The following is a 25,794-nucleotide window of genomic DNA, read 5'->3' as shown; positions in this document are numbered from 1 at the left end:
GCCGCGAAGACCGGAGCGGAGCCTCCGCCACCGCCCCGGGGCGCGCGCCGGACGTCGCGTGTCGGACGGCGTGGCGGGAGCGCCCGGCCCCGGGTCGCCTGATGGCTCCAACGCCGGTCAGCTCAGGGCGAGCCAGGCGAGCAGGGCGACCAGCGCGACCGCCGCCGCGCCGACGAGCAGCGGCGTCCGGGAGGCGCCGGCCGGAGCCTCGGGCTCGGCGGTGTGGGCGTAGGCGCGGAACGCCTCGGTGTTGCCGCTCGGGTCGGTGCGGTTCTCAGACATGGCGGTGACCCTAGCCAAGCCGGTTCCGGGCCGCCGTCCCCGGCACGCGGACCGGGGTCAGGTCGAGCCGGCCGGTGGAGACGATCCGCCCGGGTGGCGGGGGCGTCCGGTCCGGACGGCGGGACCGCTGCGGGCCGCCGGGCACCTACCGTGAAGCCGTGGGGATCAAGCGGCTGGTCGCCGTACTGATGACGACGCTGCTGGCCGGTTGCGCCCCGGCGGCCACCGCCGCGCCCGGCGCACCGCCGCCGCCGCGCCCGGCGCCCGTGGCGGCCTACTCCGTCGGCGTACGCACCTTCACGGTCGATCCCGCCTCGGCGCGCCCCCTGCCGGTGACCGTCTGGTATCCGGCAGATCGCGGCGCGGTGGCCGCCGGCCGCTTCCCCGTGGTGGTCTACAGCCACGGGCTGCACAGCCTGCCCGAACTGCACGCCGGGCTGACCACGCGCTGGGCCGCCGCCGGGTTCGTGGTGGCCGCCCCGACCTACCCGCACACCCGGCGCGGCGCGGGCCGGTTCAGCCGCGCCGACGTACGCCATCAGCCGGCCGACGGTTGGCGGCTGATCCGGCACCTGGTGCGGCTCGACGCCCGGGCCGGGGACCCGCTCGCCGGCCACCTCGACGTCGCCCGGATCGCCGCCGCCGGCCACTCGGCGGGCGGCTTCACCACCGCCGGCATGTTCACCTCCGGGCGCTCGGGGCGGCTGCGCGCCGGCATCGTGATCGCCGGCGGCGGGATGGCCGGCAGCTTCGCCGGGCCGGCGGCCCCGCTGCTCTTCGTGCACGGTACGGCGGACCGGATCGTGCCGGTGACGGTCGGCCGCGCCGCGTACCACCGCACCACCGGCCCGTCCACCTTCCTGAGCCTGCTCGGGCAGGGCCACGGCGAGTACCTGAGCCCGGGCCTGCCGGGCTTCGACCAGGTTCTCGCCACCACCACCGACTTCCTCCGCTGGACGCTCTACGGTGACGAGGCAGCCGGCCGCCGCCTGCCCGCCGACGCCCGCTCCCCCGGCGTGACGGCGTACGAGACCCGCCTCGCCCGCTGATCCCTCCCGTGCCGGCGCAGGAGCCGGACATACCGCCCGCCGCCAGCGCCCGCTCCCACCCGCGCCACCGGTCACCGCCGGTCCGAGCAGACAAAGGCGCGTGCGTGAGAGGGACCGTCCCGGCTACGGTGCCGCCGTGGACGATCTCGCGAGGCGGCAACTGGACGGCATCGCGGAACTGGCCGGGCTCGCGGCGGCGGCCGGCATCGAGGTGTGGCTACGCGGCGGCTGGGCCATGGACTTCCACCTGGGCGAGGTCACCAGGGCGCACGTCGACGTCGACTGGTACTGCTGGCGCGCGGACGCCGACCGGCTGGCCGACCTGCTGCGCGGGCGCGGCTGGCGGCCCGACCCCCGGATGCCCGTCGACGTGCAGCTCGACCTCGTGCGCGCAGACGTCGAGATGAGCGTCGCCTACCTGGCCCGGGACGCCACGGGGCGGGTGGTGGTGGGCGCCGGCCCGTGGGCGGGCACCGCCCTGCCGGACGGCATGCTGACCGGTCCGCCCGGTCGCATCGGCTCGCTGGCCGTCCCGATGATCTCGGTGGCCGCGCAGATCGAGTTCAAGGAGATGTTCCCCGTCTGGATGCCGGACCGGCCCCGGCGAGGCAAGGACGCCGCCGACCTGACCCGCCTCCGCGCCACCGACCGCCACCCATGACCGGCTAGCGCTCCCGGTGATCAGGACGCCATGTACCGAAAACGGGCCGGAACACGTCCATGCCGTCCTGATCACCGGGGCGTCACGGGGTGCACGCGGGTGCTACGGGGTGCACGCGGGTGCTACGGGGTGCACGCGGGTGCTACGGGGTGCACGCGGGTGCTACGGGGTGCACGCGGGTGCTACGGGGTGCACGCGGGTGCTACGGGGTGCACGCGGGTGCTACGGGGTGCAGGGCCGGGTGGCGGGCGTCGTGGTGTGGCGAGGGTTGGGGGCGATCGTTGGGGGGCGGGGGTGGGGGGCGAGGCACAATCGTCTCCATGCCGCGTCGTGTCACCCCCGCCCTGCTCGCCTCCGCACTGTTCACCGCCGGTCTGGTCGGCTGCTCCGACGACGCCGGGCCGGCTCCGCGGGAGGCGGCTCCGCAGGTGACGGCCCCGGCGCCGCCCTCGCAGGCGGTCACCGCCACCCCGCAGGTGCCCGCCGGCACCGCGCCCGGCAAGGCCTTCGCCGTCGGCGTACGCCAGTTGAAGCTGAACCGCGACGGGAAGCGGCCGCTGCCGGTGACCGTCTGGTATCCGGCGGCCGGGAAGCCCGGCGGGCAGCCGGAGGGGTCGGCGGACGCCGCCACGGGGAAGTTCCCCGTGGTGATGTTCAGCCACGGGTTGAGCGCCCGGCCGGCCGACTACAGGGCGCTGCTGACCCGGTGGGCGGCGGCCGGGTTCGTGGTGGCCGCGCCGACGTTCCCGCACACCGCCTCCGGCGGCGACGGCAACGTGCTCGACGTGCTCAACCAGCCGGCCGACGTGTCGTACGTGCTGACCCAGGTGCTCGCCCTCGACGGCAGGTCCGGCGACCCGCTGCGTGGCCGGCTCGCCACGGACCGGGTGGCCGCAGCCGGGCACTCGGCCGGCGGGGTGACCACTATCGGCCTCTTCACGACCGGCCGGGACGAGCGGCTGGACGCCGGGGTGGTCTTCGCCGGCACGGCACTCGGCGTGGGCACCGCCTTCGCGGGCGCCGCCGCCCCGCAGCTCTTCGTGCACGGCGAGGCCGACGAGGTGGTCGAGTACGCCGCCGGCAAGGCCGTCTACGACAAGGTGCCCTGGCCGAAGGCGATGCTGAGCCTGCCGAAGGGCGACCACGGCCGGGCGCTGCTCAGCGACGGGGCCGCGCTGCGGGTGGTCGCCGACACCACGGTCGAGTTCCTGCGCTGGTCGCTCTACGGCGACCAGGCCGCCAAGGGCCGCATCCCGACCGACGCCGCCCGCGACGACGTCGCCACCCTCGACAACCGCCTCTGAGTCACCGGTGACCTCCCCGCTCGGGGGCGGCGGCGGGCAGGACGCCACCCGGGGCGGCCACCGGTGCGTGCCTCAGGCGGTGTGGTCGACGACGACCTTGCCGAAGACGTCGCCGGAGTGCAGGCGGGCGAAGGCGTCGGCGACCTCGCTGAACGGGACCACGGTGTCCACCACCGGGCGTACGCCGCGCTCGGCGCAGAACGCGAGCAGGGCGGCCAGCTCGACCGGGGTGCCCATCGAGGTGCCCAGGATCTCCAGCTGCATGGCGAAGACACGGCGCAGGTTGACCTTGGGCTCGTGCCCGCTGGTGGCGCCGGAGACCACGATCCGGGCCATCGGCGCGGCGGACTTCAGGGAGTGGTCGAAGGTCGCCGCCCCGACCGTCTCGATGACGACGTCGACCCGCTCCGGCAGCCGGGCGCCGGGCTCGACGGCGGTGGCGCCCAGCTCGGCGATCCGTGCCCGCTTGGCGGCGTCGCGGCTGGTCGCGTACACCCGCTTGCCCATCGCGACGGCCAGCGCGACGGCCGCGGTGGCCACGCCCCCGCCGGCGCCCTGCACGAGCACGGCGTCGGCCTCGTCGACCCGGCCCCTGGTGGTCAGCATCCGCCACGCGGTCAGCCAGGCCGTCGGCAGGCAGGCCGCGTCCGCCGCCGCCAGGCCCGCCGGCAGGGCCAGCAGGTTCGACCGGGGTACGGCGACCCGCTCGGCCAGCGTGCCGGGGAAGTGCTCGGAGAGGATGGAGACGCCGCGCGGGTCCCCCGGGGTCGGGATCACCGGGTAGACGACGACCTCGTTGCCGTCCGGGTCCACCCCGACGGCGTCGCAGCCGAGGATCATCGGCAGCTGCTCCGCGCGCAGCCCGACCCCCCGCAGGGACCAGAGGTCGTGGTGGTTGAGGGAGCTGGCCCGCACCTGCACGGTCACCCAGTCGTCGGCCGGGTGGGTCGGCTCGGGCTGCTCGCCGACGGTGAGCGCGGCGAGCGGGTTGGCGTCGTCGAAGCGGGAGGCGAAGGCGGCACGCATGATCGGCACGGTAACAAGCCGAGCCCCCGACAAGAAGGGCACCGACGCGCGGAGGGGCCCTTTCCCGTCGTCGGGCGACGGGAAAGGGCCCCTCACCCGGTCAGCGGGTGACGCCGTCGCGGCGGGCGGCCTCGGCCACCGCCTCGGCCACCGCGGGGGCGACCCGGGGGTCGAGCGGGGACGGCACGATCGCCTCGGCGGTGAGCGACCCGGCCACCACGCCGGCGATGGCGTCGGCGGCGGCGACCTTCATGCCCTCGGTGATCCGGGTGGCGCGGGCGTCCAGCGCGCCCCGGAACACGCCCGGGAAGGCCAACACGTTGTTGATCTGGTTGGGGTAGTCGCTGCGGCCGGTGGCGACGACCGCGACGTGCCGGGCGGCCACCTCGGGGTGCACCTCGGGCGTCGGGTTGGCCAGCGCGAAGACGATGCCCCCGGGGGCCATGCCGGCGATCGCCGCCTCCGGGATCTGCCCGCCCGAGACGCCGATCAGCACGTCGGCGCCGCGCAGCGCCTCGGTGACGTCGCCCTCACGACCGCCGGCGTTCGTGCTCGCGGCCAGCTCGGCCTTGCTGCCGGTCAGCTCGGACCGGTGCCGGCCGATGATGCCCTTGGAGTCGCAGACCACCACCTGGTCGGGGTTCACGCCGCCGGCGACGAGCATCTTCGTCACCGCGACCCCGGCCGCGCCGGCGCCGCTGACCGTCACCCGCAGGTCGCCGAGCTTGCGGTCGAGCAGCGCCGCGGCGTTGCGCAGGGCGGCGAGCACGACGATCGCGGTGCCGTGCTGGTCGTCGTGGAAGACCGGGATGTCCAGCGCCTCGTCGAGGCGGCGCTCCACCTCGAAGCAGCGCGGGGCGCTGATGTCCTCCAGGTTGATCCCGCCGAACGACGGGGCCAGCGCGCGCACCACGGCCACGATCTCGTCCACGTCCTGGGTGTCCAGGCAGACCGGTACCGCGTCGACCCCGGCGAACTGCTTGAACAGCACCGCCTTGCCCTCCATCACCGGCAGCGACGCGCGCGGGCCGATGTTGCCCAGCCCGAGTACGGCCGAGCCGTCGGTGACGACCGCGACGGTGTGCGACGCCCACGTGTAGTCGTCGGCGAGCGTCGGGTCGGCGGCGATCGCCTCGCAGACCCGGGCCACACCCGGGGTGTACGCGAGGGAGAGGTCCTCCCGGCTGGTCAGCGGGACGGTCGAGGCGACGGCCATCTTGCCGCCCCGGTGCAGCCGGAAGACGGGATCAGCGGGGTCCACGGGGGACGATGACATGGTGACTCCATGATCTGTCGAGCAGACGGAGCGGCCGGCGCGGACGCGAGGTGAGGCGCCGAGCGGCGGCACGCGGTGCGGGGGTCACCCGGGCACGTCCCGAGCATAGTGTCGCCACCGTCACACCGATGTGAGCGGGGTCATATCCGACGGGGGCGCACCCGGGCGGGGTGGGGCCAGTAGCGGGCCACCACGCGACCCCGCACGTCGGCCACCCCGTACGCCCGGGAATCGTCGGCGATCAGGCCGTTGTCGCCGTGCAACCACCAGCCGCCGCCCTGTGCGCGTACGGCGCGCTTGACCACGAGCAGGTCGGGGCGGCTGCGGAAGACGGCGACCACGACGTCGCCGGGGCGCACCGCCCGGCCGCCCGGGCGCACCAGCACCGCGTCGCCGTGCCGCAGCGTGGGCGACATTGAGGGGCCGGTCACCAGGACGGCGGTCAGCGGCCACCGCAACCGGGGGCCCACCGCCGGGTAATCGGTCCCCATCGGTTTCCCCTCCAGCCGGCCTCCCCGGAGCGCCTCCAGGAGTAATGTCGTCTTGGATCATCGCAAACTTCCCATGGAGGATCCTGATGCGACTTCCGCGCATCCTTACGCCCCGCGTGACCGCCAGCGCCCACTGCGACCTGCCCTGCGGCGTCTACGACCCGGCCCAGGCCCGGATCGAGGCCGAGTCGGTGAAGGCGATCTGCGAGAAGTACCAGGCCAACACCGACCCCGAGTTCCGCACCCGCGCCATCCTGATCAAGGAGCAGCGCGCCGACCTGGTGAAGCACCACCTGTGGGTGCTCTGGACCGACTACTTCAAGCCGGCCCACTTCGAGAAGTACCCGCACCTGCACCAGCTGTTCAACGAGGCCACCAAGCTGGCCGGCGCCGCCGGCGCGAAGGGCGGCACCGACCCGTCCAAGGCCGACGAGCTGCTCCAGAAGATCGACGAGATCTCCAAGATCTTCTGGGAGACCAAGCAGGCGTGACCCTCACCGGTCCGCCGACGATCCGGCCGGCACGTCCCGAGGGCGTGCCGGCCGTCGTCATGGCGCACGGATCGGCCGGCCACGAACCGACCCCCACCGGCTCGGCGGGGACGCGCTGACGGGTCCCGCCGCGCAGGAACGTGGCGGTCCCCACACGTCCGGGCGACCGAGCGGGTAGAGTCCCCGACCGGGGGGATGAGTGGTGACTCAACTGACCGGGCAGCCGACGACCGACGACGACGTCGTGCACCTCACCGTGCCCGCGGACGGGGGCTACCTCGGGGTGCTACGTACCGCCACCGCGGGGCTCGCGGCGCGGCTCCAGTTCGCCCTCGACGAGATCGAGGACCTGCGGATCGCCGTCGACGAGGCGTGCGCGATGCTGCTCGCCATCGCCACCCGCGACGCGGAGCTCGACTGCCGCTTCGCGGTCACCGACGACGCGCTCACCGTGGAGGTGACCGTGCCGACGGTGCGTGGCGCCACGCTCCCCGCCGAGTCGTCGTTCGCCTGGAAGGTGCTCACCGCGCTGACCACGTCCGCGGCCGCGACGGCCGCCGACGGCCAGGCCACCATCTCGCTGCTCACCCGACGCGCCTCCGGCTACTGACACCTCGATCCGGCGCCACGCCGGGCGTCACCCGAAGCCGAGGGCCCGGGTGGTGGGGGTGCTGACCAGCAGTGCGGTCACGCCGAGGCCGAGGGCGATCAGCGGTACGCCGAGCCACCCCATGCCGCCCTGGATCATGAACCACCCGATCGGCAGCAGCATCAACTGGAGCACGATCGCCGGGGACCGGGCTCCCGCCCGCCGGCGGGTCAGCGCGCCGCCCAGCGCCCAGAGGGCCGCCGCCGCGCCGATGGCGAACGCGGTCACCAGCAACGCCGACGTGAGGTCGGTGGTGGTCGCGGTGAGGTCGGCCCAGAGCAGCCACGCGGCGACCAGTCCCACGGCGACCGCCTCGGCCCGCAGCAACCGGACCGCCCAGCGGAGGGTGACGGGGATCGGGTCGGAGTCGATGGTCACGCGCGCCACGATACCCGTGGTGGCGCGCGGTACAGTGCCGCCCATGCGGGCCGTCCTGGTGGTCAATCCGAAGGCCACCACCACCAGCGAGCGCAGCCGGGACGTCCTGGTCCGGGCACTGCGCAGCGAAGTCGACCTCTCCGTGCGCTACACCCGACGGCGGGGCCACGCGACCGACCTGGCGCGCGAGGCGGCCGAGGAGGGCGTCGACGTCGTCGTCACGCTCGGTGGCGACGGGACGGTCAACGAGGTCGTCAACGGGTTGATGACGGCGCAGCCGCCGACCCTGCCGAACGGGGCCACGCCGGCCGAGCGGCTGCCCGCCCTGGCGACCGTGCCGGGGGGCTCCACGAACGTCTTCGCGCGGGCGCTGGGCCTGCCCCGGGACTGGCCGGACGGGACCAGCATGATCCTGGAGGGCCTGCGGCTGGGCCGGTACCGGACGATCGGGCTCGGCCGGGCCGACGACCGCTACTTCACCTTCTGCGCGGGCTTCGGCGTCGACGCGGCCGTCATCCACCGGGTGGAGCAGGCCCGCCGGCGGGGCCGGGTCTCGACGCCCGCCCTCTACTTCCGGTCCACCGTGGCCCAGTACTTCCTCAACTCCGACCGCCGTCATCCGGCGATCAGTCTGGAGCGCCCGGGCGAGCCGGCGGAGGGCGAGCTGGCGACGGTCATCATCCAGAACACCGCCCCGTGGACCTATCTGGGGGACCGCGAGGTGAACCCGAACCCGGAGGCGTCGTTCGATCTGGGCCTGGACGTGCTGGCACTGCGTCAGCTGCGGGTGGCCAGCACGACACGGACGGTGACGCAGTTCTTCTCCCGAACGCCGGATCCGCACGGCCGTCAGGTGCTGCGGCTGCACGATGTTGCCGAGTTCACCCTGGTCTCGGCCCGTCCGCAGGCGTTCCAGCTCGACGGCGACTACCTTGGCGAGCGGGAGAAAGTCAGATTCACATCCATTCCCGCCGCACTGAGAGTAATCTGCTAGGTCTCGGGTACTGCCCTTGGTCGACGCGGTCGCGCCACCGGTCGATGCGACGGCCGCCACACCGAGGGGCAGGTGCCGGAAATGTCAGCAATGTCACGCGGACTGTACTATATTGATCCTCGACAGTGGTACGCCGGGTAACCAGGAAGGCGCTGGAATCCGGACAAAGGGGTTGTGGGCTTGCTCACCGCCCGGAGTTTTTCCGAGCGTCACCCTTGACATCCCCGATGTTCGTGAAAGTATTCACAAGCGAACTTGAGTTACCGGGACATTGCCTGGATACGCTCGTCAGGTTGAGCTGTTCCAGCAGGTCCGCGGGGCCGACACAGCCTGCTCACGCATTGCCGAATAGGCAGACGCGAACCGTCACCATCGGCGCTGCGGATGCAAATAGGAAAAGCAACAGAAGCAATATCTGCCACCCCACCCAGAATGAGGAGTGTTGCCGCCATGGACTGGCGTCACCATGCTGTCTGCCGCGACGAGGACCCGGAGCTGTTCTTCCCGATCGGGACGTCCGGACCGGCTCTCCTGCAGGTCGAGCAGGCCAAGGCCGTCTGCCGGCGCTGCTCCGTGACCGACCAGTGCCTGCAGTGGGCGCTGGAGTCCGGTCAGGACGCTGGCGTCTGGGGCGGGATGAGCGAGGAGGAGCGGCGGGCTGTCAAGCGCCGCGGTGGCCTCCGGGTGCTGCGCGCTCACTCCGCCTGATCCCCACGCACCAGCGATACGCCCCGGCCGGGTACGCCCGCCGGGGCGTATCGCTGTCCGCATGTCCTGCCGGTACCCGCCGGGGACAGTCGACGATCATGAGCGGGGCGTGAGTCCCGTCACCCGGCCGAGGGCGTCCACCCGCCGCAGGACCAGGTCGGCCAGCTCCGGCGCGTCGGTCAGCGGGGCGGACACGGCCACCGCCCCCGCGCCCCGCGCCGACGCGGCGACGGCGTCGTGGAACAGGCCCGGAGCCAGGAAGTACGCCGACACGGCCACCCGAAGGGCACCCCGGTCCCGCAGCCGGGCCACCGCCGCGGCCACCTCCGGCGGGGCCGCCGAGGCGTACGACACACGGGTCGGCACCCCGAGTCGGGCGGCGAGGGCGGCGGCCACCCGCCCCACCGACCCGCGCGCCCGGGCGTCCCTCGTGCCGGCCGCCGCCAGCACCAGCGCGTCGAACCGCCCCGGCTCCGCCTCGGCCAGCCGTCGGCGTAGCCCCGCCAGCAGACCGCCGTCCACCTCCCCGTCGGCGGGACCGAGCACGTCGGTCACCCGTACCGCGATCGGTGGTCCCGCCTCCCGGGCGGCCGCGACGGCCGCCGGGACGTCCACCCGCCGGTGGTACGCCGCGGTGAGCAGCAGCGGCACCAGCACGGCCCGGGGGTGCCCGGCGGCGGCCAGGTCCCGCAGCACCGTCGCCGGCCCCGGCTCGGTGTGGTCCAGCCAGCTCGCCAGCACCGGCGTGCCCGGGCGGACGGCCGACACGGCCCGGGCCAGCGCCCGGGTCGCCTCGGCGGCCCTCGGGTCCCGGCTGCCGTGGGCGACCAGCACCACCGGGTCGGCCGCCCCCGACGGCCCGGGCGCTTCCGGCGACACGGGAGGGACCGGGGTGGGCCCGGTCAGACGTGCAGTCCGCACTCGGTCTTCTCGAACATGGCCCAACGGCCGGCCCGGGGGTCCTCACCCGCCTTCGTACGGCGGGTGCAGGGCCAGCAGCCGATCGAGCCGTAGCCCTGCCGGAACAGCTCGTTGACCGGCACGTTCCAGCGGGCGACGTAGGCGTCCACGTCGGCCTGCCGCCATGCCGCGATCGGGTTGACCTTGACCTTGCCCCGGCGGGCGTCGAAGGTCACCACCGGCGTGTTCGCCCTGGTCGGCGACTCGTCCCGACGGAGCCCGGCGGCCCAGGCGTCGTAGCCGGCGAGCGCCCGCTCCAGCGGCTCCACCTTGCGCAGCTGGCAGCAGTCGTCCGGCGCCTTGTTGAACAGGCGCGGACCGTACTGGCCGTCCTGCTGGCCCACGGTCAGCCGCGGCCGGATCGAGCGCACGTTCACCGGCAGCGTCCGGGCCACCTCGTCGCGGACCCGGAGCGTCTCCGGGAAGTGCAGGCCGGTGTCGAGGAAGACCACGTCCACGCCCGGGGCGACCCGGGAGACCAGGTGCGCCAGCACCGCGTCGGCCATGGAACTCGTGACGCAGAACCGGTCGCCGAACGTCTCGGCCGCCCAGCGGGCGATCTCCAGCGCGGGGGCGCCCTCCAGCTCCCGGCCGGCCTCCTCGGCCAACGCCCGCAGCTCGTCCGGGCGACGCCGGGCCGGGTCGGCCGGGCCGGAGCGGGCCGGGTCGGAGCGGGCCGGGTCGGCCGGCGCGGGCGTACCCGGGCCCACCAGGTTCAGGCCAGTCGCGGAGACGAGACCGGGCCGCTCGCCCGGTCGCGCGCTCACCGGGCCACCGCCCTGCCGAGCAGGCCGGCGAACTTCACCGTGAACACCCGGGCGCACGCGTGGCACTCCCAGGCGCCGTGGCCGGCCTCGCTCGGCCGCAGGTCCTCCTCGCCGCAGTACGGGCAGTACAGCGGCGCGGAACGGGTCTCGCTCATCGGAGTTCCTCCTCGTCGACCCTGATCACCCAGTTGGCGAACGTCTCGCCCGCCTCCCGGCCGGCCAGGTAACGCCGGGCCAGCCGCTCCACGTACGCCGGAAGCTCCTCGGCGGTGGTCTTCAGACCGCGCAGCTTGCGGCCGAACCCGGCCGTCTGCCCCTCGGCCATGCCGAGCCCGCCGCCGAGGTGGACCTGGAAGCCCTCCACCTGCCGGCCGTCCGGCCCGACCACGAGCTGGCCCTTGAGGCCGATGTCGGCGACCTGCGTGCGGGCGCAGGCGTTGGGGCAGCCGTTGAGGTGGATGGAGATGTCGGCGTCGAAGTCGCGCAGCCGCTCCTCCAGCCGGGCCACCAGCTCCTCGCCGCGCGCCTTGGTCTCGACGATCGCCAGCTTGCAGTACTCGATGCCCGTGCAGGCCATGGTGCCGCGCCGCCAGGCCGACGGCCGCGCCTCCAGACCGATGCCGCGCAGCTCGCGCACCAGCGAGTCGGTCCGCTCCGGCGCCACGTCCAGCACCAGCAGCTTCTGGTACGGGGTGAGCCGCACCCGCCCGCTGCCGTGCGCCTCGACGACGTCGGCCAGGCGGGCGAGCTGCCCGCCTGAGACCCGGCCCACCACCGGTGCGGCGCCCACCCAGTGGCGGCCGTCGCGCTGCGGGTGCACCCCGATGTGGTCCACGGGCCGGTCGGGCAGCTGCGGGGCCGGGCCGTCGAGCAGGGCGCGGCCCAGGTACTCCTTCTCCAGCACCTCGCGGAACTTCTCCACGCCCCAGTCGGCGACCAGGAACTTCAGCCGGGCGCGGTTGCGCAGCCGGCGGTAGCCGTAGTCGCGGAAGATGCCGACCACGCCCGCCCAGACGTCCGGCACCTCGTCCAGCGGCACCCAGACGCCGAGCCGCTGCGCCAGCATGGGGTTCGTGGACAGGCCACCGCCGACCCACACGTCGAAGCCCGGCCCGTGGTCCGGGTGGTCCACCCCGAGGAAGGAGATGTCGTTCGCCTCGTACGGGGTGTCGACCAGCCAGGAGATGGAGGTCTTGAACTTGCGCGGCAGGTTGGAGTACGCCTTGTCGCCCACGTACCGGCGGACGATCTCGTCGACGGCCGGCGTCGGGTCGACCAGCTCGTCGCGGGCCACGCCAGCGACCGGGCTGCCCAGCACGACCCGGGGGCAGTCGCCGCACGCCTCGGTGGTCTGGAGGCCGACGGACTCCAGTCGGCGCCAGATCTCCGGCATGTCCTCGACGCGGATCCAGTGGTACTGGATGTTCTGCCGGTCGGTGATGTCGGCCGTGTCCCGGGCGAACTCGCGGGAGATGTCCGCGACCACCCGCAGCTGCGCCAGGTCGAGCTCGCCCCCGTCGACCCGCACGCGGAGCATGAAGAACTCGTCCTCCAGCTCGTGCGGCTCCAGCACGGCGGTACGGCCACCGTCGATGCCCGCCTTGCGCTGGGTGTAGAGGCCCCACCAGCGGAACCGGCCGCGCAGGTCCTGCGGGTCGATCGAGGCGAACCCGTGGTGGGCGTAGATGTTCTCGATCCGCGACCGTACGTTCAGCGGGTCGTCGTCCTTCTTGATCCGCTCGTTGGGGTTGAGCGGCTCGCGGTGACCGAGCGCCCACTGACCTTCCCCCCGGGGCCGGCGGGGGGTCCGGGCCGGTCGGGGAGACGTCGGGTCCCCGGCCCGGGCCGGAATGCTGCTGACCGCCATGGCGGCGTCCTCCGTTGTCTGCGGTGCCTCTGGGACACGCAAGGCGCGCGGCCGACCCGTCGGAACGGGCTGGCGACAACGGTGTCGGGACAGCCGGCGCGAGGCGCGCCCGAGACAGATTGGTCGGGCGTCGTCAGTGGGCCGGACAGATCGCGCTGCGCACGCGGCCGTAGTCGACGTGGCGGCGGGCCACGAGACGGCGGACGACAGCGGCGGTCATGAAAGTCATGCTGCCACACCCGGTGGGAGCCAGCCAACGAACGCGTGTGGGATCCCACATCACGGGCCAGCGCGGAAACGCCGCCGCAGGCGGTCGACGCGCGGGGCGCTGTCACCCGGAACGCTGATACCTCTGCGGCATAAATATACCCGTGTGGTATCGAGACCAGCGAACTACACCGCCGGGCCGCCGAGGTCCGGCGCAGCCAGTCACGGTTCATCACCCAGACCGTGGTCCCGGGCTTCTCCGGCCACGCGTGCCCGATCGCCGGATCGGCGCACGGGAGGTCCGGATTGTGTGACGCTGCGGTACGTGACCGGTTCCGCTGACCCGCCCGGCGAGCGCGTCCCGCCGGTGCGCGGGGCGGCGGGCGGGCCGGATCGTGCGGGCCGGCTGGTCTGGATCGCGCCGAGCCTGGTCACGCTGGCCGTCGTACTGACCGGGATCGACCACGCGCAGCCGTGGCGCGACGAGTTGGCCACCTGGAGCGCGGCGACCCGCTCGCCCGCCGACCTCGTCCGGCTCGCCGGCACCATCGACGCCGCCACCAGCCCCTACTACCTGTTCATGCACGCCTGGGTGGCCGTCTTCGGCGACTCGGTGACCGCGCTGCGGCTGCCCGCCGCACTGGCCATGGCCGCCACGGCCGGGCTGACGGCGGTCCTCGGGCAGCGGCTGGTCGGCACCCGGGCCGGGCTGCTCGCCGGGCTGCTCCTCGCGGTGCTCCCGGGCACCTCGCGGTACGGCCAGGAGGCCCGCCCGTACGCGCTGGCCACCCTCCTGGCCATGCTGGCCACCCTGCTGCTGGTCGAGGCGACGGCCCGGCCGGGGTGGACGCGCTGGGCCGGGTACGCCGCCGCCGTGGCCGCGCTCGGGCTCACCCACCTGGTGGCGCTCACGCTGCTCGCCGCGCACGCGGTGGCGGTGCTCGCCACCCGCCGTACGGGGCCGCCGAGCCGCCCGCTGCGCTGGGTCCTCGCCCTGCTGCCGACCGTACTGCTGGTGGCGCCGCTGGTGCTGCTCGCCAGGGCACAGCGGGCCCGGCAACTCGGCTGGGTGGACACCGCCCGGCCCGACGACCTCGCCGCGCTCGCGGGCGGGGTGACGCAGAGCGGCGTGGTGGGCGGGGTGCTGGTGGGCCTCGCGGCGCTGGGCGCGGCCACGCTCGGCCGGCGCGCGCTGCTGCCCGGGCTCGCCGTGCTGCTGCCGGTGCTGCTGCTCTTCGCCGCCGGGCTGGCCGTACCGCTCTGGGTGCCCCGCTACCTCGTCTTCGTGGTGCCCTTCGGCTGCCTGCTCGCCGGGGCGGCGCTGGCTGCGGTGCCGCTGCCGCCCGCGCTGGCCGTCGTCGCCCTGACCGGGCTGCTCGGGCTGCCCGACCAGGCGGCGCTGCGGCGTACGCACGAGTGGCCGCGCAGCGCGACGGTGGACTACCGGGGCGCGGCCCGGATCGTCGCCGACGGTCAACGGCCGGGCGACGCGGTCGTCTTCTCCCCCCGCCGGAGCTGGTTCTTCCTCGACCTGGGTCTGGCGTACCACCTCGGCGACCAGCGGCCCCGCGACGTGCTGGTCGCCGAGGACCAGGCCCGCCGGGCCGACCTGTGGGCCGCCGAGTGCGCCCGCCCGGCCGAGTGCCTGGCCGGCACGCAACGGGTCTGGCTGGTGGTGACCGGCCGCCGCGACGACCCGCTGGCCGCCGTAGCGGGCGCCAAGGGCGACGCGCTGCGCGCCGGGTTCACCGTCGAACGGGTCTGGCCCCGCCCGGGCGTGACCGTCGCCCTCCTGACCCGCTGACCCGCCGGACACGAGCGGCGACCGTGCCCCGTCGCCGGCCGCCAGCCGGGGCGTCGGGCCGGTGGTCAGCCGGCGGAGCGGCTCTCGTTGCGGGCCAGGGGGACGACGAGCGTCGCCTCGGTGCCGCCCTTCGCGCCGTCGCGCAGCTCGATGGTGCCGCGCAGCTCGCCGGTGACCAGCGCCCGGACGATCTGCAACCCGAGGTTGCCGCCCCGCTCGGCGTCGAAGTCGGGCGGCAGCCCGCGCCCGTTGTCGGTGACCGAGACGTGCAGCATCTTGCGGAACCGGTGCGCCGACACCACGACCTCCGGCGCGACCGGACCGGCCCCCTCCGATCCCGGCGGACCGGCCGCCGGTTCCGCCAGGCCGGCCCCCTCCGACCCCTCCGCGCCGGCCGCCACCGGGTCCGCCGGGGCGAAGCCTCCGGGGCCCGTCGGGTCGGTGGGCTCGGCGGGCGGTGGGAAGCCGTGCTCGACGGCGTTGAGCAGCAGCTCGTTGAGCACCATCACCAGCGACGTGGCGACCTCGGCGGGCAGCACGCCGAAGCTGCCCTCGCGCCGCATGCCGACCGTCGCCTCGGTCGCCGCCACCTCCGTCGCGGCGCTGGCCACCCGGTCCACGATGCCGTCGAACTCGACCGCCTCGTCGCTGGACATGGAGAGGGTCTCGTGCACCAGCGCGATGGAGGCGACCCGGCGTACCGACTCCTCCAGGGCGATCCGGGCCTCCGGCATGGAGACCCGGCGGGCCTGGAGCCGCAGCAGGGCGGCGACGGTCTGGAGGTTGTTCTTCACCCGGTGGTGGATCTCCCGGATGGTGGCGTCCTTGGTGATCAGGGCGCGGTCGCGGCGGCGCACCTCGGTGATGTCGCGGACCAGCACCAGCGCGCCGATCGGCACCCCGGCGGGCATCAGCGGCAGTGCCCGGGTGAGCATGGTCGCGCCGCGCGCGTCGATCTCCCGGCGGGGCGGCGCCTCGCCGCGCAGCGCGGCGAGGATCCCGTTCGCCGCGTCCGTGCCCTCCAGCGGGTCGCTCGCCAGCCGGCGGTGCAGCGCCGCCAGGTCCTCGCCCACCAGGTGGGAGGCGTAGCCCAGCCGCCGGTACGCCGACTGCGCGTTCGGGCTGGCGTAGGTGACCTTGCCGCCGGCGTCGAGCCGGACCAGCCCGTCGCCGACGCGCGGGGCCGAGGTGGTCTCCCCCGGATGCCGCGGCGGCGGGAAGGTGCCGTCGGCGATCATCTGGGCCAGGTCGTCGGCCGTCGTGAGGTAGTTCAACTCCAGCTGGCTGGGCGTACGCGCGGTGGAGAGGTTGGTGTCCCGCCCCACCACGGCGATCACCTCGCCGGCCTCGCCGTCGGTGGTGCGCAGCCGCACCGGGATCGCCTCGTGCCGGGCCGGCACGTCGCCGTACCAGACCGGGTCGCCCTCCCGCCAGATCCGGCCCTGCCGGTGGGCCACCTCCAGGTGCGCCACCTCGGGCCCGCCGACGATCCGCCCCACCTGGTCGTCCAGGTACGCGGTGGGTGCGGTCGTCGGCCGGACCTGGGCGACGCAGAGGAAGGCCCCGTCACCGTCAACGGGCACCCAGAGCAGCAGGTCGGCGAAGGACAGATCGGACAGCAACTGCCAGTCGCCGGCGATCCGGTGCAGGTGGTCGATGTCGGCCGGACGGAGGCGGGTGTGCTCCTCGGCGAGGTCGCGCAGCGTGGACACGTCGACCAGCGTGCCACGGCGGGCGTCACATCGTCGCGGTGACCTTCTTCAGCCCACGCGGCGCGTCCGGGTCCTCGCCCCGGGCGAGCGCCAGCGCCAGCGCCAGACGCTGCAACGGCAGGATGTCCAGCAGCGGCGCGTACCGCTCGTCGACCTCGGGGACGGCCATCCGGGTGGCGCCCTCGACGTCGGCGGAGCCGACCACCACCACGTCGGCGCGGCGCTCGCCGAGCCGGGGCAGCACCTCGCCCATCGACCGGCCACCCGGCCCGGAGCCGACCACCGCGAGCACCGGCACGTCCGGGTCGGTCATGGCGAGGGGGCCGTGCAGCAGGTCGGCGCCGGAGAACGCCAGCGCCGGCAGGTAGGAGGTCTCCATCAGCTTCAGCGCGGCCTCGCGGGCGGTCGGGTACGCGTACCCGCGACCGGTGGTGACGAGCTGGCCGGCGAACCGGTAGCGGGGCGCGAGCTGGGCCGGGGTGGGGTCCTCCAGGGTGCGGGCGGCCAGCTCGGGCAGGGCGGCGAGCGCCTCGCGCTCCTCGGCGGGCAGCGCGCCGTCGCCGGCCCGGACGCCCTCGACCAGCATCAGCAGGGCGAGCAGCTCGGCGGTGTAGGTCTTGGTGGCGGCCACCGCGCGCTCGTGCCCGGCGGCGATGTCGACACTGAGCTCGGCGACGTCGGCCAGCCGGGAGTCGGGCGCGTTGGTGACCGCGAGGGTCAGCGCGCCGGAGGCGCGGGCGGTGCGCAGCACCTCGGCGAGGTCGGGCGAGCCGCCGCTCTGGCTGACGCCGACGACCAGCGCGTCGGAGAGGTCCGGCGTGGCGCCGTAGAGGGTGACGACGCTGGGCGAGGCGAGGCCGGCGGGCAGGCCGAGCCGGATCTCGGTCAGGTACGCCCCGTAGAGGGCGGCGTGGTCGGAGGTGCCCCGGGCGGTGAAGACCACGTGCCGGGGGCGGCGTTGCGCGACGACCGCCGCCACCCGGGCGATCGCCCCGGCGTGCTCGGCGGAGAGCAACCGCTCGTAGCCCGCCGGCTGCTCGTCGATGTCGGCGGCCATGCCAGCCCCTGCACGCGTCACGGAAACTCCTCCCACTGCGCGATTGCCGCGCGTTTCCTGCTCAGTCTTGCACGTTTGAGCTGTACCGAGCAATCGAACGAGCAGTACTGCGCAGATGATCACCATCTCGCCGCAACATCACCTAGGCTTGCCCGGCCCACCGGAGCCCGACGAGCGAGAGGACCACGTGCCCGAGGACGACCGGTCGCTGCCCGCGGCGGAGGAACTTGCCCTGGCCCGCCTCGCCATGGACGACGGCGATCTGAGACACGCAGCCGGTCACGTCGCCGCCGCGCTGGCCCAGGCCCCGACCCTGCCCGAGGTGCACGAGACCCTCGCCCGGCTCGCCGCCGCCGACGGCACGGGCGGCGTCGACCTCTTCCCGCTCCAGGGCCACGCCTTCGTCGGTGCCGTGGTGGCCCGCGCCCACCTGCTCGCCGCCGCCGGCCGGCCCGCGGAAGGACTCGACCTGCTGGTCGCGGCGACCGGCCACGCACCGGGGACGGGCTGGGCCGCGGTGCCGTGGGTGACCACCCCGCAACTCGCCGAGCGCCTCGAACCGGACCGGACCGCCCGGATCCTGATGCAGGTCTGCGCCGCCGTGTCCGACCCCGTACCCCGGGCCGACCGGGCCGCCCTGGCCCCCTACCTGGCGCTGGCCCGCAACGCGGTCACCGTCCACCCCGAGCACGGCCTGCTGCTGGGCGCGGCGTCCGCGCTGGCCAGGCGGGTCGGCGAGGTCGACCTGGCGATCCGCTGGGCCGCCCGGGGCGTACGCGCGGAGCCGTCAAAGATCGGCGAGGTGTGGCTCGGATACGCGTACCGCAGCGCCGGGCGCACCCGCGAGGCGCTGGCCGCGCTCGGTCGGGCCGTCGCGCACGACCCCGACGACCTGACCGTCTACGCCGACATCGCCGGCACCCTCGCCGACAACGGGCGGCTCGACGAGGCGCTGGAGTGGATCGAGCGGGCGCTGGCCCGGGACCCCTCCTTCGAGTGCGCCGTGCACACGGCACACCGGCTGCGGCACCAGCGCGACGGCGACGTGGCACACCTGGTCGCGCTCGCCGACTTCGTCCGGGAGCATCCCGACGACACCCACGAGCACGGCGACCTGGCGGAGAGCTGCCGGGGGCGGCCCTGGCTCGGGCAGGTCACCCCGGCGACCGGGCCGGTGGTGGAGGCGCTGCGCCTGGCCGTCACCGACGAGCGGGCCGGCCTCGGCACCGTACGGCTGGACTCGCCCGCGCCGCCCAGCGCGCTGCGTACCGCCGCGACGGCCGCGCCCGGGCTGCGGATCGAGGTCACCGGCGTGCCGGAGCCCGACCCGCGCGAGCCCCGGCGGGCGGGTGCCCATTCCCTCTGGCGCCACGACGGGACGACGGTCGTGCCCGCCGTGCCGGCGCCCTCGGCGGAGGCGGCCGCGCGGCTGCGGCAGCTCGCGCACCCGGCGTGGCCGCACCCGCCGGCCGCGTACGACGCGGCGGTGGGCCTGGCCACCCTGGAACTGCCCGACCTGCTCGGCCTGCTGGCGCACCCGCCGGAGGCGCCGCCGACCGCGCTGGGCCGGGTGCTCGGGCAGGACCCCTCGCTCTGGGTGCGTTGCGTGCAGGTGTGGGCGTGCCTCGGCCTGCTGCACCACCGCACCGACGAGCCGTGGGCCGGGTCGACCCGGCGTCAGGTGCTGCTGGACCTGGTCTGGGGCGTCGAGGACTGGGTCACCGAGGCGGCCCTGTTCGCCCTGGTCACCGCCGCCTGGGTCGACCCGGAGGTACGCCCCGAGGTGGCCCGGGTGGTGACCGAGCGGCTGGCCGACGTCGCGACGGTCGCCCGGACCCGCCCGGTGCCCATCGCGCCGTCCCTGGCCCACCTGTCCCTGGCCAGCCCGGCCCTGGACCCGCAGACGGCGGCCCTGGCCGCCACGCTGACGGCCAGCCGTGCGGTCCCCCGACCGCGTTCCCGCCTGGGCCGCCTCTGGCGGCGCCTCAGGAACCGGTGAGTTCCAGCCGGAGGCCGAGCAGTCGCACCCCGTCCAGGGGCTCCCAGTCCAGCTCCGGCGTGCGGACGAAACCGCGACGCTCGTAGAGCCGCTGGGCGGAGGCGGCGAAGCCGCTGCGCACGCAGATCACCACGGCGGAACAGCCCAGCTCGGCCGCCCGCGACACGCAGGCCTCGACCAGCGCCGCGCCGACGCCCCGCCCCTGCGCGGCCGGGTCGACCGCCAGCATCCGGAACTCCGCCTCGCCCGCCCGGGACAGCTCGGCGTAGCGGGTGCCGGGCAGGACGAAGGTCACCGACCCGAGCGGCGCGCCGGTGGCGTCGTCGACGGCGACGAGCACCTCGCCGTCGACGGCCCGGGCCGCCACGTCGGCGAGTACGGCGGCGTAGCCGTGTTCGCCCTTGAGCTGGCCGTCCGCCTCGTACGCGGCGACCGTCAGCCGGGCCACCGCCGGGAAGTCGTCCGGCCCGGCCCGGCGCACCGAGAGGCCGGTCAATCGATCACCGCGATCAGGTCACCGTCCTGCACGACGTCGCCCTCGTTGACCGCGAGCTGCTTGACGACACCGTCGGACTCGGCGACGACCGGGATCTCCATCTTCATCGACTCCAGGATCACCAGCGTGTCCCCCTCGGACACGGTGTCCCCGGCCGACGCGACGACCTTCCAGACGTTCGCCACCATCTCGGCGCGGATCTCCTCGGCCATGTCCAGGGCCCTCCCTCTCGCGGTTGCCTGCCGACGTATCCAATCATGCGGGCGGCCTCCGGCGGGCGTGGAGCGGCCCGGGGCGGATGGTTGATCGACTCTGGGGCCGACCCTCCCGGGCATCCCGGCCGGTGGGCGGCGCGGCCTCCGGCGTGTCGTGCGGCGCGGCGTACGGTCGGCGGCCCCGGCGGACGACGGCGGGTGCCGGCCGCACTAGCATCAGCGGGTCGGACCCCGGCGCCGGGAGGACCGGTGCGTGCACCGGCGCCGAGCTCGTGCGCAGGGGGATCCGACCATCACGAGGAGGTCACCATGGCGAAGAAGGCCCGTAAGAAGAAGGCCCGTAAGAAGAGCGGCGCGAACCACGGCAAGCGCCCCAACTCCTGACCGGCGGCCGGGCCCCACGGCCCGGCGCGACCAGTCAGCGCGAACGCCGGTGGCCCGGGTCGTCCCGACCCGGGCCACCGCTGTCGCCGTCCACGTGGCGACCGACCCCGCTCGGCCGCCGTTCACCGGCCCGGTCTCAGTCGGCCAGTTCCTTCGACTCGGTGCTCTCGAAGACCACCAGCTCGGTCAGCCGCAGCCGCAGCCGCTCCCGCAGCTTGTCGGGCGCGGTCTCGTTGCCGCAGCAGCGGGCGACGAGCGCCCGCACCTCCTGCTCGATGCCGTACTCGCGCAGGCACGGCCCGCACTCGTCGAGGTGGTGGCGGATCAGCGCGCGCCGCTCCTCGGCGCACTCCAGATCCAGGTAGAGGTAGACCTCCGCGAGGACCTCTCGGCAGTCCGTCTCGTGCGGATCCCCACAGCTCATGTCAGACCTCCCGGCCGGCGGAAGCGGTCGAGCCCTTCTTCGACGCCGCGGCGGTGAAGCCCCGCTCGGCGGCGTACTGCTCGAGCAGCTTGCGCAGATTACGACGGCCGCGGTGCAGCCGCGACATGACCGTGCCGATCGGCGTGCCCATGATGTCGGCGACCTCCTTGTAGGAGAAGCCCTCGACGTCGGTGAGGTAGACGGCCAGGCGGAACTCCTCCGGCAACTGCTGGAGGGCCTCCTTGACGTCGCTGTCCGGCAGCCGGTCCAGCGCCTCGGTCTCGGCCGAGCGCAGGCCGCTGGAGGTGTGCGACTCGGCCTCGGCGAGCTGCCAGTCGGTGATCTCCTCGGTCGGCGCCTGGATGGGCTGGCGCTGCCGCTTGCGGTAGGAGTTGATGTAGGTGTTGGTCAGGATCCGGTAGAGCCAGGCCTTGAGGTTCGTGCCCTGCTCGAACTGGTGGAAGGCCGCGTACGCCTTCAGGTAGGTCTCCTGGACCAGGTCCTCGGCATCCGCCGGATTGCGGGTCATCCGCAGCCCGGCAGCGTAGAGCTGATCGACGAAGGGCATCGCGTCCCGCTCGAAGCGGGCCCTGCGCTCGTCCGTCTTCTCGGTGGTCAACCGCACATCCCCTCGCGTCGGATGCTGTCCCGCCGAGGATACGCGCCCGGACGTGCCCGCAGATTCACTTCCGGCGGGTGTGCTCGTCCTCACCGTGGTCGTGCGCACCGCCGCCGGGCCGACCGGCGGCACCACCGCGGGCCAGTCCGGGCCGCCCAGCAGCCGTCGGAGCTGCCGCGCTCCCCGCTCGTCCCGTTCCCGGGCCCGTGTCTCGGTCGGCACCGGTCTCCCCCCTCGCCAGAAATGTCGTCCCGGGGGGTGCAACGCCCCCGACGGGGCGGGGCATTCCGCTGGTCTCCCCCCGTTCCTGGTCCCGGCGCCGGCAGCGGGCCGACGCTGGGACCAGGAAGGGCCTGGGAGGACCGGCGCCGCCCGCCCGAACCGGGCGTCCGGCGCCATCCGATGCAACGACCCGCCGCCGCCACCGGACACGGCCCGCCACGGCGTCCGCCGCCCGGCTCAGCGTCGCGCCCAGCCCTGCCCGCGCAGCCAGTCACACACCACCGCAGCCGTGCCGGCCGGGTCGCCCCGCAGGTCGTGCCGCTCCCCCGGGCGGGTCACCACGCGCACCCCCGGCCCCGGCTCCGGCACCCCGAACGGGTCGCGGTCGCCGTTGACCACGAGGGTGGGCAGGCCGGTCGCCAACTCCGCCGCCCTCGACCGCTCCGGGCGGCCGGGCGGATGCAGCGGGAACGCCAGCGCCACGATCCCGGCGGCGCCCACCGCCGGCGCGGTGCGGCACGCCACCCGCGCGCCGCTGGAGCGTCCACCCACCAGCAGGGGTACGCCCGGGTGCCGCTGCCGCAGCACGGCGAGCACGGCCGTCCACGCCTCGTCGAGGTGCCCCGCCGGAGCCGGCGCGCGCCGGCCGGCGACGCGGTACGGCTGGGTCACCCGGGCCACCACCAGCCCGACACCGACCGCCGCGTCCCGGAGCGCACGCAGGTCCGGGGCGTCGACGTCACCGCCCGCGCCGTGGCCGAGCACCAGCAGGGCGCTCGGCGTACCCGCCGGCAGGTCGGTGTCGACCCGGGCGGGCCCGCGCGGGGTGGAGAGCTCGTCGTCCTGCGGCACCGGCCCATTCTGCGGTGTCGCGGGCACGACGGGCGGCCGGCCCGCCGGGATGGGGGGCCGGCCGCGACCGGTTCAGTCGCCGGTCAGCTCAGCGGCACCAGCGTGAGCAGCCGGTCCCGGACCGGTGGACCCGCCTCGCCGGCGGCCTCCGGATCCGGTAGCACCTCGTCGCGCCAGGCGACCAGCATCGCCCGCCGCTCGCGCGGAGTGGTGCCGCCCCAGACGCCGTGCAGGTCGCCCACGTCCAGCGCCCACGCCAGGCAGGAGCCCTGCACGTCACAGCTGCGGCAGAGCGCGACCGCCGCGTCTGCCGGTTCGTTCGGCGCCGGAAAGAACGTTTCCGGGTCGACGTTCTGGCAGGTTCCCCTGGTTCGCCACGCCTCGTCCTGTCGCCGCTCCCGCAACGCCCGCAGCAGTCGCGGGTCTCGTCGTGCGGCGGCCACCTCGTGCGGCCGGGGCATACGTGCCCGTGTCATCCACCCACCTCCCCCGTGGGACCGGCAAGATCGGTGCGCGTCGTCCGCCCCGTGCGAATCGACACCCACTACCGGCGCTGTGTTGTATCGCACTTCCGGACACCGGGACAAGGCTTCACGGCGAATACGGGCGAACGCGGGGGCGACGTTTCGTCCGCAACTCAGGTAAATCACTCCCGACAATGTGTCGGACTGTCAGAAAAGCGTCATCTCCTGTGGACCGGCGGCCCGGGCGAGCGGCACCCGCTCGGTCAACTGCGGCCCGTCGTTGCGCACGTCCCCCACCGCCGTGCCCACCGGGCGGATCTCCAGCGTCGCGAGCCAGTCCGGCCGCGGCGGCGCGAGCAGGCCCTCCGGCTCGTCGGTCGACGCGAGCCACGCCCCCCAGCGCTCCCGGGGCAGCAGCAGCGGCATCCGGTCGTGCACCTCGGCCAGCTCGCCCAGAGCGGCCGTGGTGAGGACGCTGAAGGTCAGCAGCGGGTCGGCGGAGCCCTCCCAGACCGACCAGATGCCGGCGAAGGCCAGCACCGAGCCGTCCGACGGGGTCATGTAGAAGGGCTGCTTGCGCCCGTCCGCCGAGCGGACCCACTCGTACCAGCCGTCGGCCGGGACGAGGCAGCGGCGGCGGGCGAAGGCCCCCGCGTACGCCCGGCTGGTGGCGACCGTCTCGGCGCGGGCGTTGATCATGCGGGCGGCGCCGGACGGCGACCGGGACCAGGACGGGACCAGACCCCAGCGGCCGACGGACAGCGCGCGGTGGCCCTCCGGACTGACCCGCACCAACGGCACCCGGTCGGTGGGCGCGACGTTGTGGTCGGGGCCGACGCCGCCGCCGGTCTCGTCCTGGGACTCGAACAGCGCGCTCAGGTCGCCCGCGCTCCGGGTCGTCGCGTACCTCCCGCACATGTGGCACACGCTAACCCGCCGCGCGTCGTCCGGCTGTCCCGCTGACCGGGAGTAGCCGCGCCGGCCGGCCGCACCCGCCCCCGGACGCGGCAGAATGGAGGCGTGGGGAACCTGATCGCGACCCGGCCGCCGCAGCCGTGGACAGCTCCGACCGCCTCCGACCCGGTCGCGGCGACGCTGCGCCTGCCCGGGTCCAAGTCGATGACCGCGCGCGCCCTGGTGCTGAGCGCCCTGGCCGGCGGTCCCTCGACCCTGGCCGGGCCGCTGCGCGCCCGGGACACCGAGCTGATGGCCGCCGGCCTGCGCGCGCTGGGCGCGCACATGTCGATCAGCGACGACGAACGCTGGCTGGTCCGCCCCCACCCGCTGGTCGGCCCCGCGCACGTCGACGTCGGCCTGGCCGGCACCGTGATGCGCTTCGTCCCACCCGTGGCGGGCCTCGCCGACGGGCGGATCACCCTCGACGGCGACCCGCAGGCCCGCACCCGCCCCCTCGGCCCGCTGATCGGGGCGCTGCGCTCCCTCGGCGTACGCGTGGACGCCCCCGCCACCGGCAGCCTGCCGCTGACCGTGCTGGGCGCCGGGCGGGTGGTCGGCGGCGAGGTGGTGATCGACGCCTCCGCGTCCAGCCAACTGGTCTCCGGGCTGCTGCTGGCCGCGCCGCGCTTCGACCGGGGCGTGGTGGTCCGGCACGTGGGCCCGCCGGTGCCCTCCGCGCCGCACCTGCGGATGACCGTGCAGATGCTGCGGGCCGCCGGCGCGGCCGTCGACGACGGCACCCCCGACGTGTGGGTGGTCGAGCCCGGCCCGCTGGCGGGGCGCGGCTGGCAGATCGAGCCCGACCTGTCGGGCGCCGTGCCGTTCTTCGCCGCCGCCCTGGTCACCGGCGGCGAGGTGACCCTCCAGGGCTGGCCGCGCAGCAGCGCCCAGCCCGTCGAGCAGCTCCGTTCGCTGCTCCAGCGGATGGGCGGCGAGGTGACCCTCTCCACCGGCGGGCTGACGGTCCGGGGCACCGGCGCCGTGCACGGCCTGACCGCCGACCTCTCCGACGTCAGCGAGCTGACCCCGGCGCTGACCGCGCTCGCCATGCTCGCCGACTCGCCGTCGGTGTTCACCGGCGTCGGCCACATCCGGGGCCACGAGACCGACCGGCTGACCGCGCTGGCGCGGGAGTTCACCGCCCTCGGCGCCGACATCACCGAGTCCCCCGACGGGCTGGAGATCCGGCCCCGGCCGCTGCACGGCGGGGTGTTCGAGACCTACCACGACCACCGGATGGCGCACGCCGCCGCCGTGGCCGGCCTGGCCGTTCCGGGCGTCGAGCTGAGCGACGTGGCGTGCACCTCGAAGACCATGCCGGAGTTTCCGGCACTATGGTCGGCGATGGTGACCGGCAAGAGCTGACACGACGGGGGGCGGGTCCTGACGACCAGACGGCGGGAGTACGACGAGGACGACGTCCGGATCCGTCCGGGCAGGTCGTCGCGCCCGCGTACCCGCACGCGCCCCCTGCACTCC

The 25,794-nt window shown here is 75.0% G+C and carries 29 protein-coding genes; 11 read left to right on the top strand and 18 right to left on the bottom strand.

What is annotated here, in order from left to right; genetic code table 11:
* Positions 1 to 117: 117 nt before the first annotated feature.
* A complete protein-coding gene (locus GA0070610_RS30815; RefSeq protein WP_172896364.1) occupies positions 118 to 282 on the bottom strand; it encodes a hypothetical protein in 165 nt (54 codons plus the stop codon).
* A gap of 188 nt (positions 283 to 470) precedes the next feature.
* On the opposite strand from GA0070610_RS30815, the gene GA0070610_RS02880 reads away from it, so the two are divergent.
* The 3 genes from GA0070610_RS02880 to GA0070610_RS02870 all read left to right on the top strand — a co-directional run bounded on the left by GA0070610_RS02880 (position 471) and on the right by GA0070610_RS02870 (position 3,296).
* A complete protein-coding gene (locus tag GA0070610_RS02880) occupies positions 471 to 1,331 on the top strand; it encodes an alpha/beta hydrolase (protein WP_435820168.1) in 861 nt (286 codons plus the stop codon).
* 136 nt (positions 1,332 to 1,467) lie between these two features.
* A complete protein-coding gene (locus tag GA0070610_RS02875; protein WP_088998586.1) occupies positions 1,468 to 1,992 on the top strand; it encodes a nucleotidyltransferase domain-containing protein in 525 nt (174 codons plus the stop codon).
* A 320-nt stretch (positions 1,993 to 2,312) separates the two neighbouring features.
* Positions 2,313 to 3,296 (top strand): alpha/beta hydrolase family protein, encoded by a 984-nt coding sequence (locus tag GA0070610_RS02870; RefSeq protein WP_088998585.1) that lies wholly within the window; start codon positions 2,313 to 2,315, stop codon positions 3,294 to 3,296.
* Between the two features lie 72 nt (positions 3,297 to 3,368).
* On the opposite strand, the gene GA0070610_RS02865 is transcribed toward GA0070610_RS02870, so the two are convergent.
* The 3 genes from GA0070610_RS02865 to GA0070610_RS02855 all read right to left on the bottom strand — a co-directional run bounded on the left by GA0070610_RS02865 (position 3,369) and on the right by GA0070610_RS02855 (position 6,089).
* Positions 3,369 to 4,331, bottom strand: a complete 963-nt coding sequence (locus tag GA0070610_RS02865) for a zinc-binding dehydrogenase (RefSeq protein ID WP_088998584.1) — start codon at positions 4,329 to 4,331, stop codon at positions 3,369 to 3,371.
* Positions 4,332 to 4,422: 91 nt separating this feature from the next.
* A complete protein-coding gene (locus GA0070610_RS02860) occupies positions 4,423 to 5,598 on the bottom strand; it encodes an NAD(P)-dependent malic enzyme (protein WP_088998583.1) in 1,176 nt (391 codons plus the stop codon).
* A gap of 140 nt (positions 5,599 to 5,738) precedes the next feature.
* Positions 5,739 to 6,089 carry a S24/S26 family peptidase gene (locus GA0070610_RS02855; protein ID WP_088998582.1) on the bottom strand — a complete coding sequence of 117 codons (351 nt, stop codon included), beginning with the start codon at positions 6,087 to 6,089 and terminating at the stop codon, positions 5,739 to 5,741.
* 86 nt (positions 6,090 to 6,175) lie between these two features.
* Between GA0070610_RS02855 and sodN the strand changes: the two genes are divergently transcribed.
* Positions 6,176 to 6,580 carry a superoxide dismutase, Ni gene (gene sodN / locus GA0070610_RS02850; protein ID WP_088998581.1) on the top strand — a complete coding sequence of 135 codons (405 nt, stop codon included), beginning with the start codon at positions 6,176 to 6,178 and terminating at the stop codon, positions 6,578 to 6,580.
* Between the two features lie 202 nt (positions 6,581 to 6,782).
* Positions 6,783 to 7,190, top strand: a complete 408-nt coding sequence (locus GA0070610_RS02845) for an ATP-binding protein (protein WP_089003222.1) — start codon at positions 6,783 to 6,785, stop codon at positions 7,188 to 7,190.
* Between the two features lie 27 nt (positions 7,191 to 7,217).
* On the opposite strand, the gene GA0070610_RS02840 is transcribed toward GA0070610_RS02845, so the two are convergent.
* A complete protein-coding gene (locus tag GA0070610_RS02840; protein WP_089003221.1) occupies positions 7,218 to 7,607 on the bottom strand; it encodes a hypothetical protein in 390 nt (129 codons plus the stop codon).
* A 43-nt stretch (positions 7,608 to 7,650) separates the two neighbouring features.
* Between GA0070610_RS02840 and GA0070610_RS02835 the strand changes: the two genes are divergently transcribed.
* The gene (locus GA0070610_RS02835; protein WP_088998580.1) at positions 7,651 to 8,601 is read left to right on the top strand and encodes a diacylglycerol/lipid kinase family protein; all 951 of its coding nucleotides are present in this window, start codon (positions 7,651 to 7,653) and stop codon (positions 8,599 to 8,601) included.
* 450 nt (positions 8,602 to 9,051) lie between these two features.
* Positions 9,052 to 9,309, top strand: coding sequence for a WhiB family transcriptional regulator (locus tag GA0070610_RS02830; protein ID WP_007072794.1), 258 nt, complete (start codon positions 9,052 to 9,054; stop codon positions 9,307 to 9,309).
* Positions 9,310 to 9,405: 96 nt separating this feature from the next.
* On the opposite strand, the gene GA0070610_RS02825 is transcribed toward GA0070610_RS02830, so the two are convergent.
* The 4 genes from GA0070610_RS02825 to GA0070610_RS02815 are packed head-to-tail and all read right to left on the bottom strand — an operon-like array spanning position 9,406 to position 12,903.
* Positions 9,406 to 10,188 (bottom strand): sirohydrochlorin chelatase, encoded by a 783-nt coding sequence (locus tag GA0070610_RS02825; RefSeq protein ID WP_088998579.1) that lies wholly within the window; start codon positions 10,186 to 10,188, stop codon positions 9,406 to 9,408.
* A gap of 23 nt (positions 10,189 to 10,211) precedes the next feature.
* Positions 10,212 to 11,036: a phosphoadenylyl-sulfate reductase gene (locus GA0070610_RS02820; protein WP_088998578.1), complete on the bottom strand. Its 825-nt coding sequence runs from the start codon at positions 11,034 to 11,036 to the stop codon at positions 10,212 to 10,214.
* Positions 11,033 to 11,191: a hypothetical protein gene (locus GA0070610_RS30810; RefSeq protein WP_172896361.1), complete on the bottom strand. Its 159-nt coding sequence runs from the start codon at positions 11,189 to 11,191 to the stop codon at positions 11,033 to 11,035. The genes GA0070610_RS02820 and GA0070610_RS30810 overlap by 4 nt, the downstream gene beginning before the upstream one ends.
* Complete coding sequence (locus GA0070610_RS02815; protein ID WP_088998577.1) at positions 11,188 to 12,903, bottom strand: nitrite/sulfite reductase; 1,716 nt, start codon at positions 12,901 to 12,903, stop codon at positions 11,188 to 11,190. The genes GA0070610_RS30810 and GA0070610_RS02815 overlap by 4 nt, the downstream gene beginning before the upstream one ends.
* Before the next feature lie 613 nt (positions 12,904 to 13,516).
* Between GA0070610_RS02815 and GA0070610_RS02810 the strand changes: the two genes are divergently transcribed.
* Positions 13,517 to 14,914: a glycosyltransferase family 39 protein gene (locus tag GA0070610_RS02810; protein ID WP_392567310.1), complete on the top strand. Its 1,398-nt coding sequence runs from the start codon at positions 13,517 to 13,519 to the stop codon at positions 14,912 to 14,914.
* Positions 14,915 to 14,979: 65 nt separating this feature from the next.
* On the opposite strand, the gene GA0070610_RS02805 is transcribed toward GA0070610_RS02810, so the two are convergent.
* Together GA0070610_RS02805 and GA0070610_RS02800 are read right to left on the bottom strand one after the other, a co-directional pair.
* Positions 14,980 to 16,626, bottom strand: a complete 1,647-nt coding sequence (locus tag GA0070610_RS02805; RefSeq protein ID WP_088998575.1) for a PAS domain-containing sensor histidine kinase — start codon at positions 16,624 to 16,626, stop codon at positions 14,980 to 14,982.
* 25 nt (positions 16,627 to 16,651) lie between these two features.
* On the bottom strand, positions 16,652 to 17,683 hold the full coding sequence (locus GA0070610_RS02800) for an SIS domain-containing protein (protein ID WP_088998574.1): 1,032 nt from the start codon (positions 17,681 to 17,683) through the stop codon (positions 16,652 to 16,654).
* A gap of 247 nt (positions 17,684 to 17,930) precedes the next feature.
* Between GA0070610_RS02800 and GA0070610_RS02795 the strand changes: the two genes are divergently transcribed.
* The gene (locus tag GA0070610_RS02795) at positions 17,931 to 19,682 is read left to right on the top strand and encodes a tetratricopeptide repeat protein (RefSeq protein ID WP_392567309.1); all 1,752 of its coding nucleotides are present in this window, start codon (positions 17,931 to 17,933) and stop codon (positions 19,680 to 19,682) included.
* On the opposite strand, the gene GA0070610_RS02790 is transcribed toward GA0070610_RS02795, so the two are convergent.
* Together GA0070610_RS02790 and GA0070610_RS02785 are read right to left on the bottom strand one after the other, a co-directional pair.
* A complete protein-coding gene (locus GA0070610_RS02790) occupies positions 19,669 to 20,178 on the bottom strand; it encodes a GNAT family N-acetyltransferase (protein ID WP_088998572.1) in 510 nt (169 codons plus the stop codon). The genes GA0070610_RS02795 and GA0070610_RS02790 overlap by 14 nt on opposite strands.
* Positions 20,175 to 20,396 carry a biotin/lipoyl-binding carrier protein gene (locus tag GA0070610_RS02785; RefSeq protein ID WP_172896635.1) on the bottom strand — a complete coding sequence of 74 codons (222 nt, stop codon included), beginning with the start codon at positions 20,394 to 20,396 and terminating at the stop codon, positions 20,175 to 20,177. Before GA0070610_RS02785 ends, GA0070610_RS02790 begins: the two co-directional genes overlap by 4 nt.
* Positions 20,397 to 20,702: 306 nt before the next feature.
* Between GA0070610_RS02785 and GA0070610_RS31870 the strand changes: the two genes are divergently transcribed.
* Positions 20,703 to 20,777, top strand: coding sequence for a 50S ribosomal protein bL37 (locus tag GA0070610_RS31870; protein ID WP_369700219.1), 75 nt, complete (start codon positions 20,703 to 20,705; stop codon positions 20,775 to 20,777).
* 136 nt (positions 20,778 to 20,913) lie between these two features.
* On the opposite strand, the gene rsrA is transcribed toward GA0070610_RS31870, so the two are convergent.
* The 5 genes from rsrA to GA0070610_RS02760 all read right to left on the bottom strand — a co-directional run bounded on the left by rsrA (position 20,914) and on the right by GA0070610_RS02760 (position 24,276).
* Positions 20,914 to 21,201 (bottom strand): mycothiol system anti-sigma-R factor, encoded by a 288-nt coding sequence (gene rsrA / locus GA0070610_RS02780; protein ID WP_088998571.1) that lies wholly within the window; start codon positions 21,199 to 21,201, stop codon positions 20,914 to 20,916.
* 1 nt (position 21,202) lies between these two features.
* The gene (locus GA0070610_RS02775; protein WP_088998570.1) at positions 21,203 to 22,042 is read right to left on the bottom strand and encodes a sigma-70 family RNA polymerase sigma factor; all 840 of its coding nucleotides are present in this window, start codon (positions 22,040 to 22,042) and stop codon (positions 21,203 to 21,205) included.
* A gap of 237 nt (positions 22,043 to 22,279) precedes the next feature.
* Positions 22,280 to 22,894, bottom strand: coding sequence for an alpha/beta hydrolase family protein (locus GA0070610_RS02770; RefSeq protein WP_088998569.1), 615 nt, complete (start codon positions 22,892 to 22,894; stop codon positions 22,280 to 22,282).
* A gap of 83 nt (positions 22,895 to 22,977) precedes the next feature.
* Entirely contained in the window at positions 22,978 to 23,370 is a 393-nt protein-coding gene (locus tag GA0070610_RS02765; protein ID WP_088998568.1) for a WhiB family transcriptional regulator, read from the bottom strand.
* Positions 23,371 to 23,565: 195 nt separating this feature from the next.
* Positions 23,566 to 24,276 (bottom strand): SOS response-associated peptidase, encoded by a 711-nt coding sequence (locus GA0070610_RS02760; protein WP_088998567.1) that lies wholly within the window; start codon positions 24,274 to 24,276, stop codon positions 23,566 to 23,568.
* Positions 24,277 to 24,378: 102 nt separating this feature from the next.
* On the opposite strand from GA0070610_RS02760, the gene aroA reads away from it, so the two are divergent.
* Entirely contained in the window at positions 24,379 to 25,680 is a 1,302-nt protein-coding gene (gene aroA, locus GA0070610_RS02755; RefSeq protein WP_088998566.1) for a 3-phosphoshikimate 1-carboxyvinyltransferase, read from the top strand.
* Positions 25,681 to 25,794: the final 114 nt, after the last annotated feature.

The organism is Micromonospora echinofusca, from assembly GCF_900091445.1.
GTDB lineage: Bacteria > Actinomycetota > Actinomycetes > Mycobacteriales > Micromonosporaceae > Micromonospora > Micromonospora echinofusca.
The sequence above is the reverse complement of the archived record's forward strand: the minus strand, read 5'-3'. Positions and strand labels throughout refer to the sequence as shown.

Bases quoted from the DNA above. Each gene is read 5' to 3' on its own strand.
- GA0070610_RS30810 (WP_172896361.1), bottom strand. From the start codon at position 11,191: ATGAGCGAGACCCGTTCCGCGCCGCTGTACTGCCCGTACTGCGGCGAG.
- rsrA (WP_088998571.1), bottom strand. From the start codon at position 21,201: ATGAGCTGTGGGGATCCGCACGAGACGGACTGCCGAGAGGTCCTCGCG.
- GA0070610_RS02760 (WP_088998567.1), bottom strand. From the start codon at position 24,276: ATGTGCGGGAGGTACGCGACGACCCGGAGCGCGGGCGACCTGAGCGCG.
- GA0070610_RS02855 (WP_088998582.1), bottom strand. From the start codon at position 6,089: ATGGGGACCGATTACCCGGCGGTGGGCCCCCGGTTGCGGTGGCCGCTG.
- GA0070610_RS02765 (WP_088998568.1), bottom strand. From the start codon at position 23,370: ATGACACGGGCACGTATGCCCCGGCCGCACGAGGTGGCCGCCGCACGA.
- GA0070610_RS30815 (WP_172896364.1), bottom strand. From the start codon at position 282: ATGTCTGAGAACCGCACCGACCCGAGCGGCAACACCGAGGCGTTCCGC.
- GA0070610_RS02870 (WP_088998585.1), top strand. From the start codon at position 2,313: ATGCCGCGTCGTGTCACCCCCGCCCTGCTCGCCTCCGCACTGTTCACC.
- sodN (WP_088998581.1), top strand. From the start codon at position 6,176: ATGCGACTTCCGCGCATCCTTACGCCCCGCGTGACCGCCAGCGCCCAC.
- GA0070610_RS02830 (WP_007072794.1), top strand. From the start codon at position 9,052: ATGGACTGGCGTCACCATGCTGTCTGCCGCGACGAGGACCCGGAGCTG.
- GA0070610_RS02795 (WP_392567309.1), top strand. From the start codon at position 17,931: ATGGACGACGGCGATCTGAGACACGCAGCCGGTCACGTCGCCGCCGCG.
- GA0070610_RS02835 (WP_088998580.1), top strand. From the start codon at position 7,651: ATGCGGGCCGTCCTGGTGGTCAATCCGAAGGCCACCACCACCAGCGAG.
- GA0070610_RS02800 (WP_088998574.1), bottom strand. From the start codon at position 17,683: ATGGCCGCCGACATCGACGAGCAGCCGGCGGGCTACGAGCGGTTGCTC.
- GA0070610_RS02815 (WP_088998577.1), bottom strand. From the start codon at position 12,903: ATGGCGGTCAGCAGCATTCCGGCCCGGGCCGGGGACCCGACGTCTCCC.
- GA0070610_RS02880 (WP_435820168.1), top strand. From the start codon at position 471: ATGACGACGCTGCTGGCCGGTTGCGCCCCGGCGGCCACCGCCGCGCCC.
- GA0070610_RS02860 (WP_088998583.1), bottom strand. From the start codon at position 5,598: ATGTCATCGTCCCCCGTGGACCCCGCTGATCCCGTCTTCCGGCTGCAC.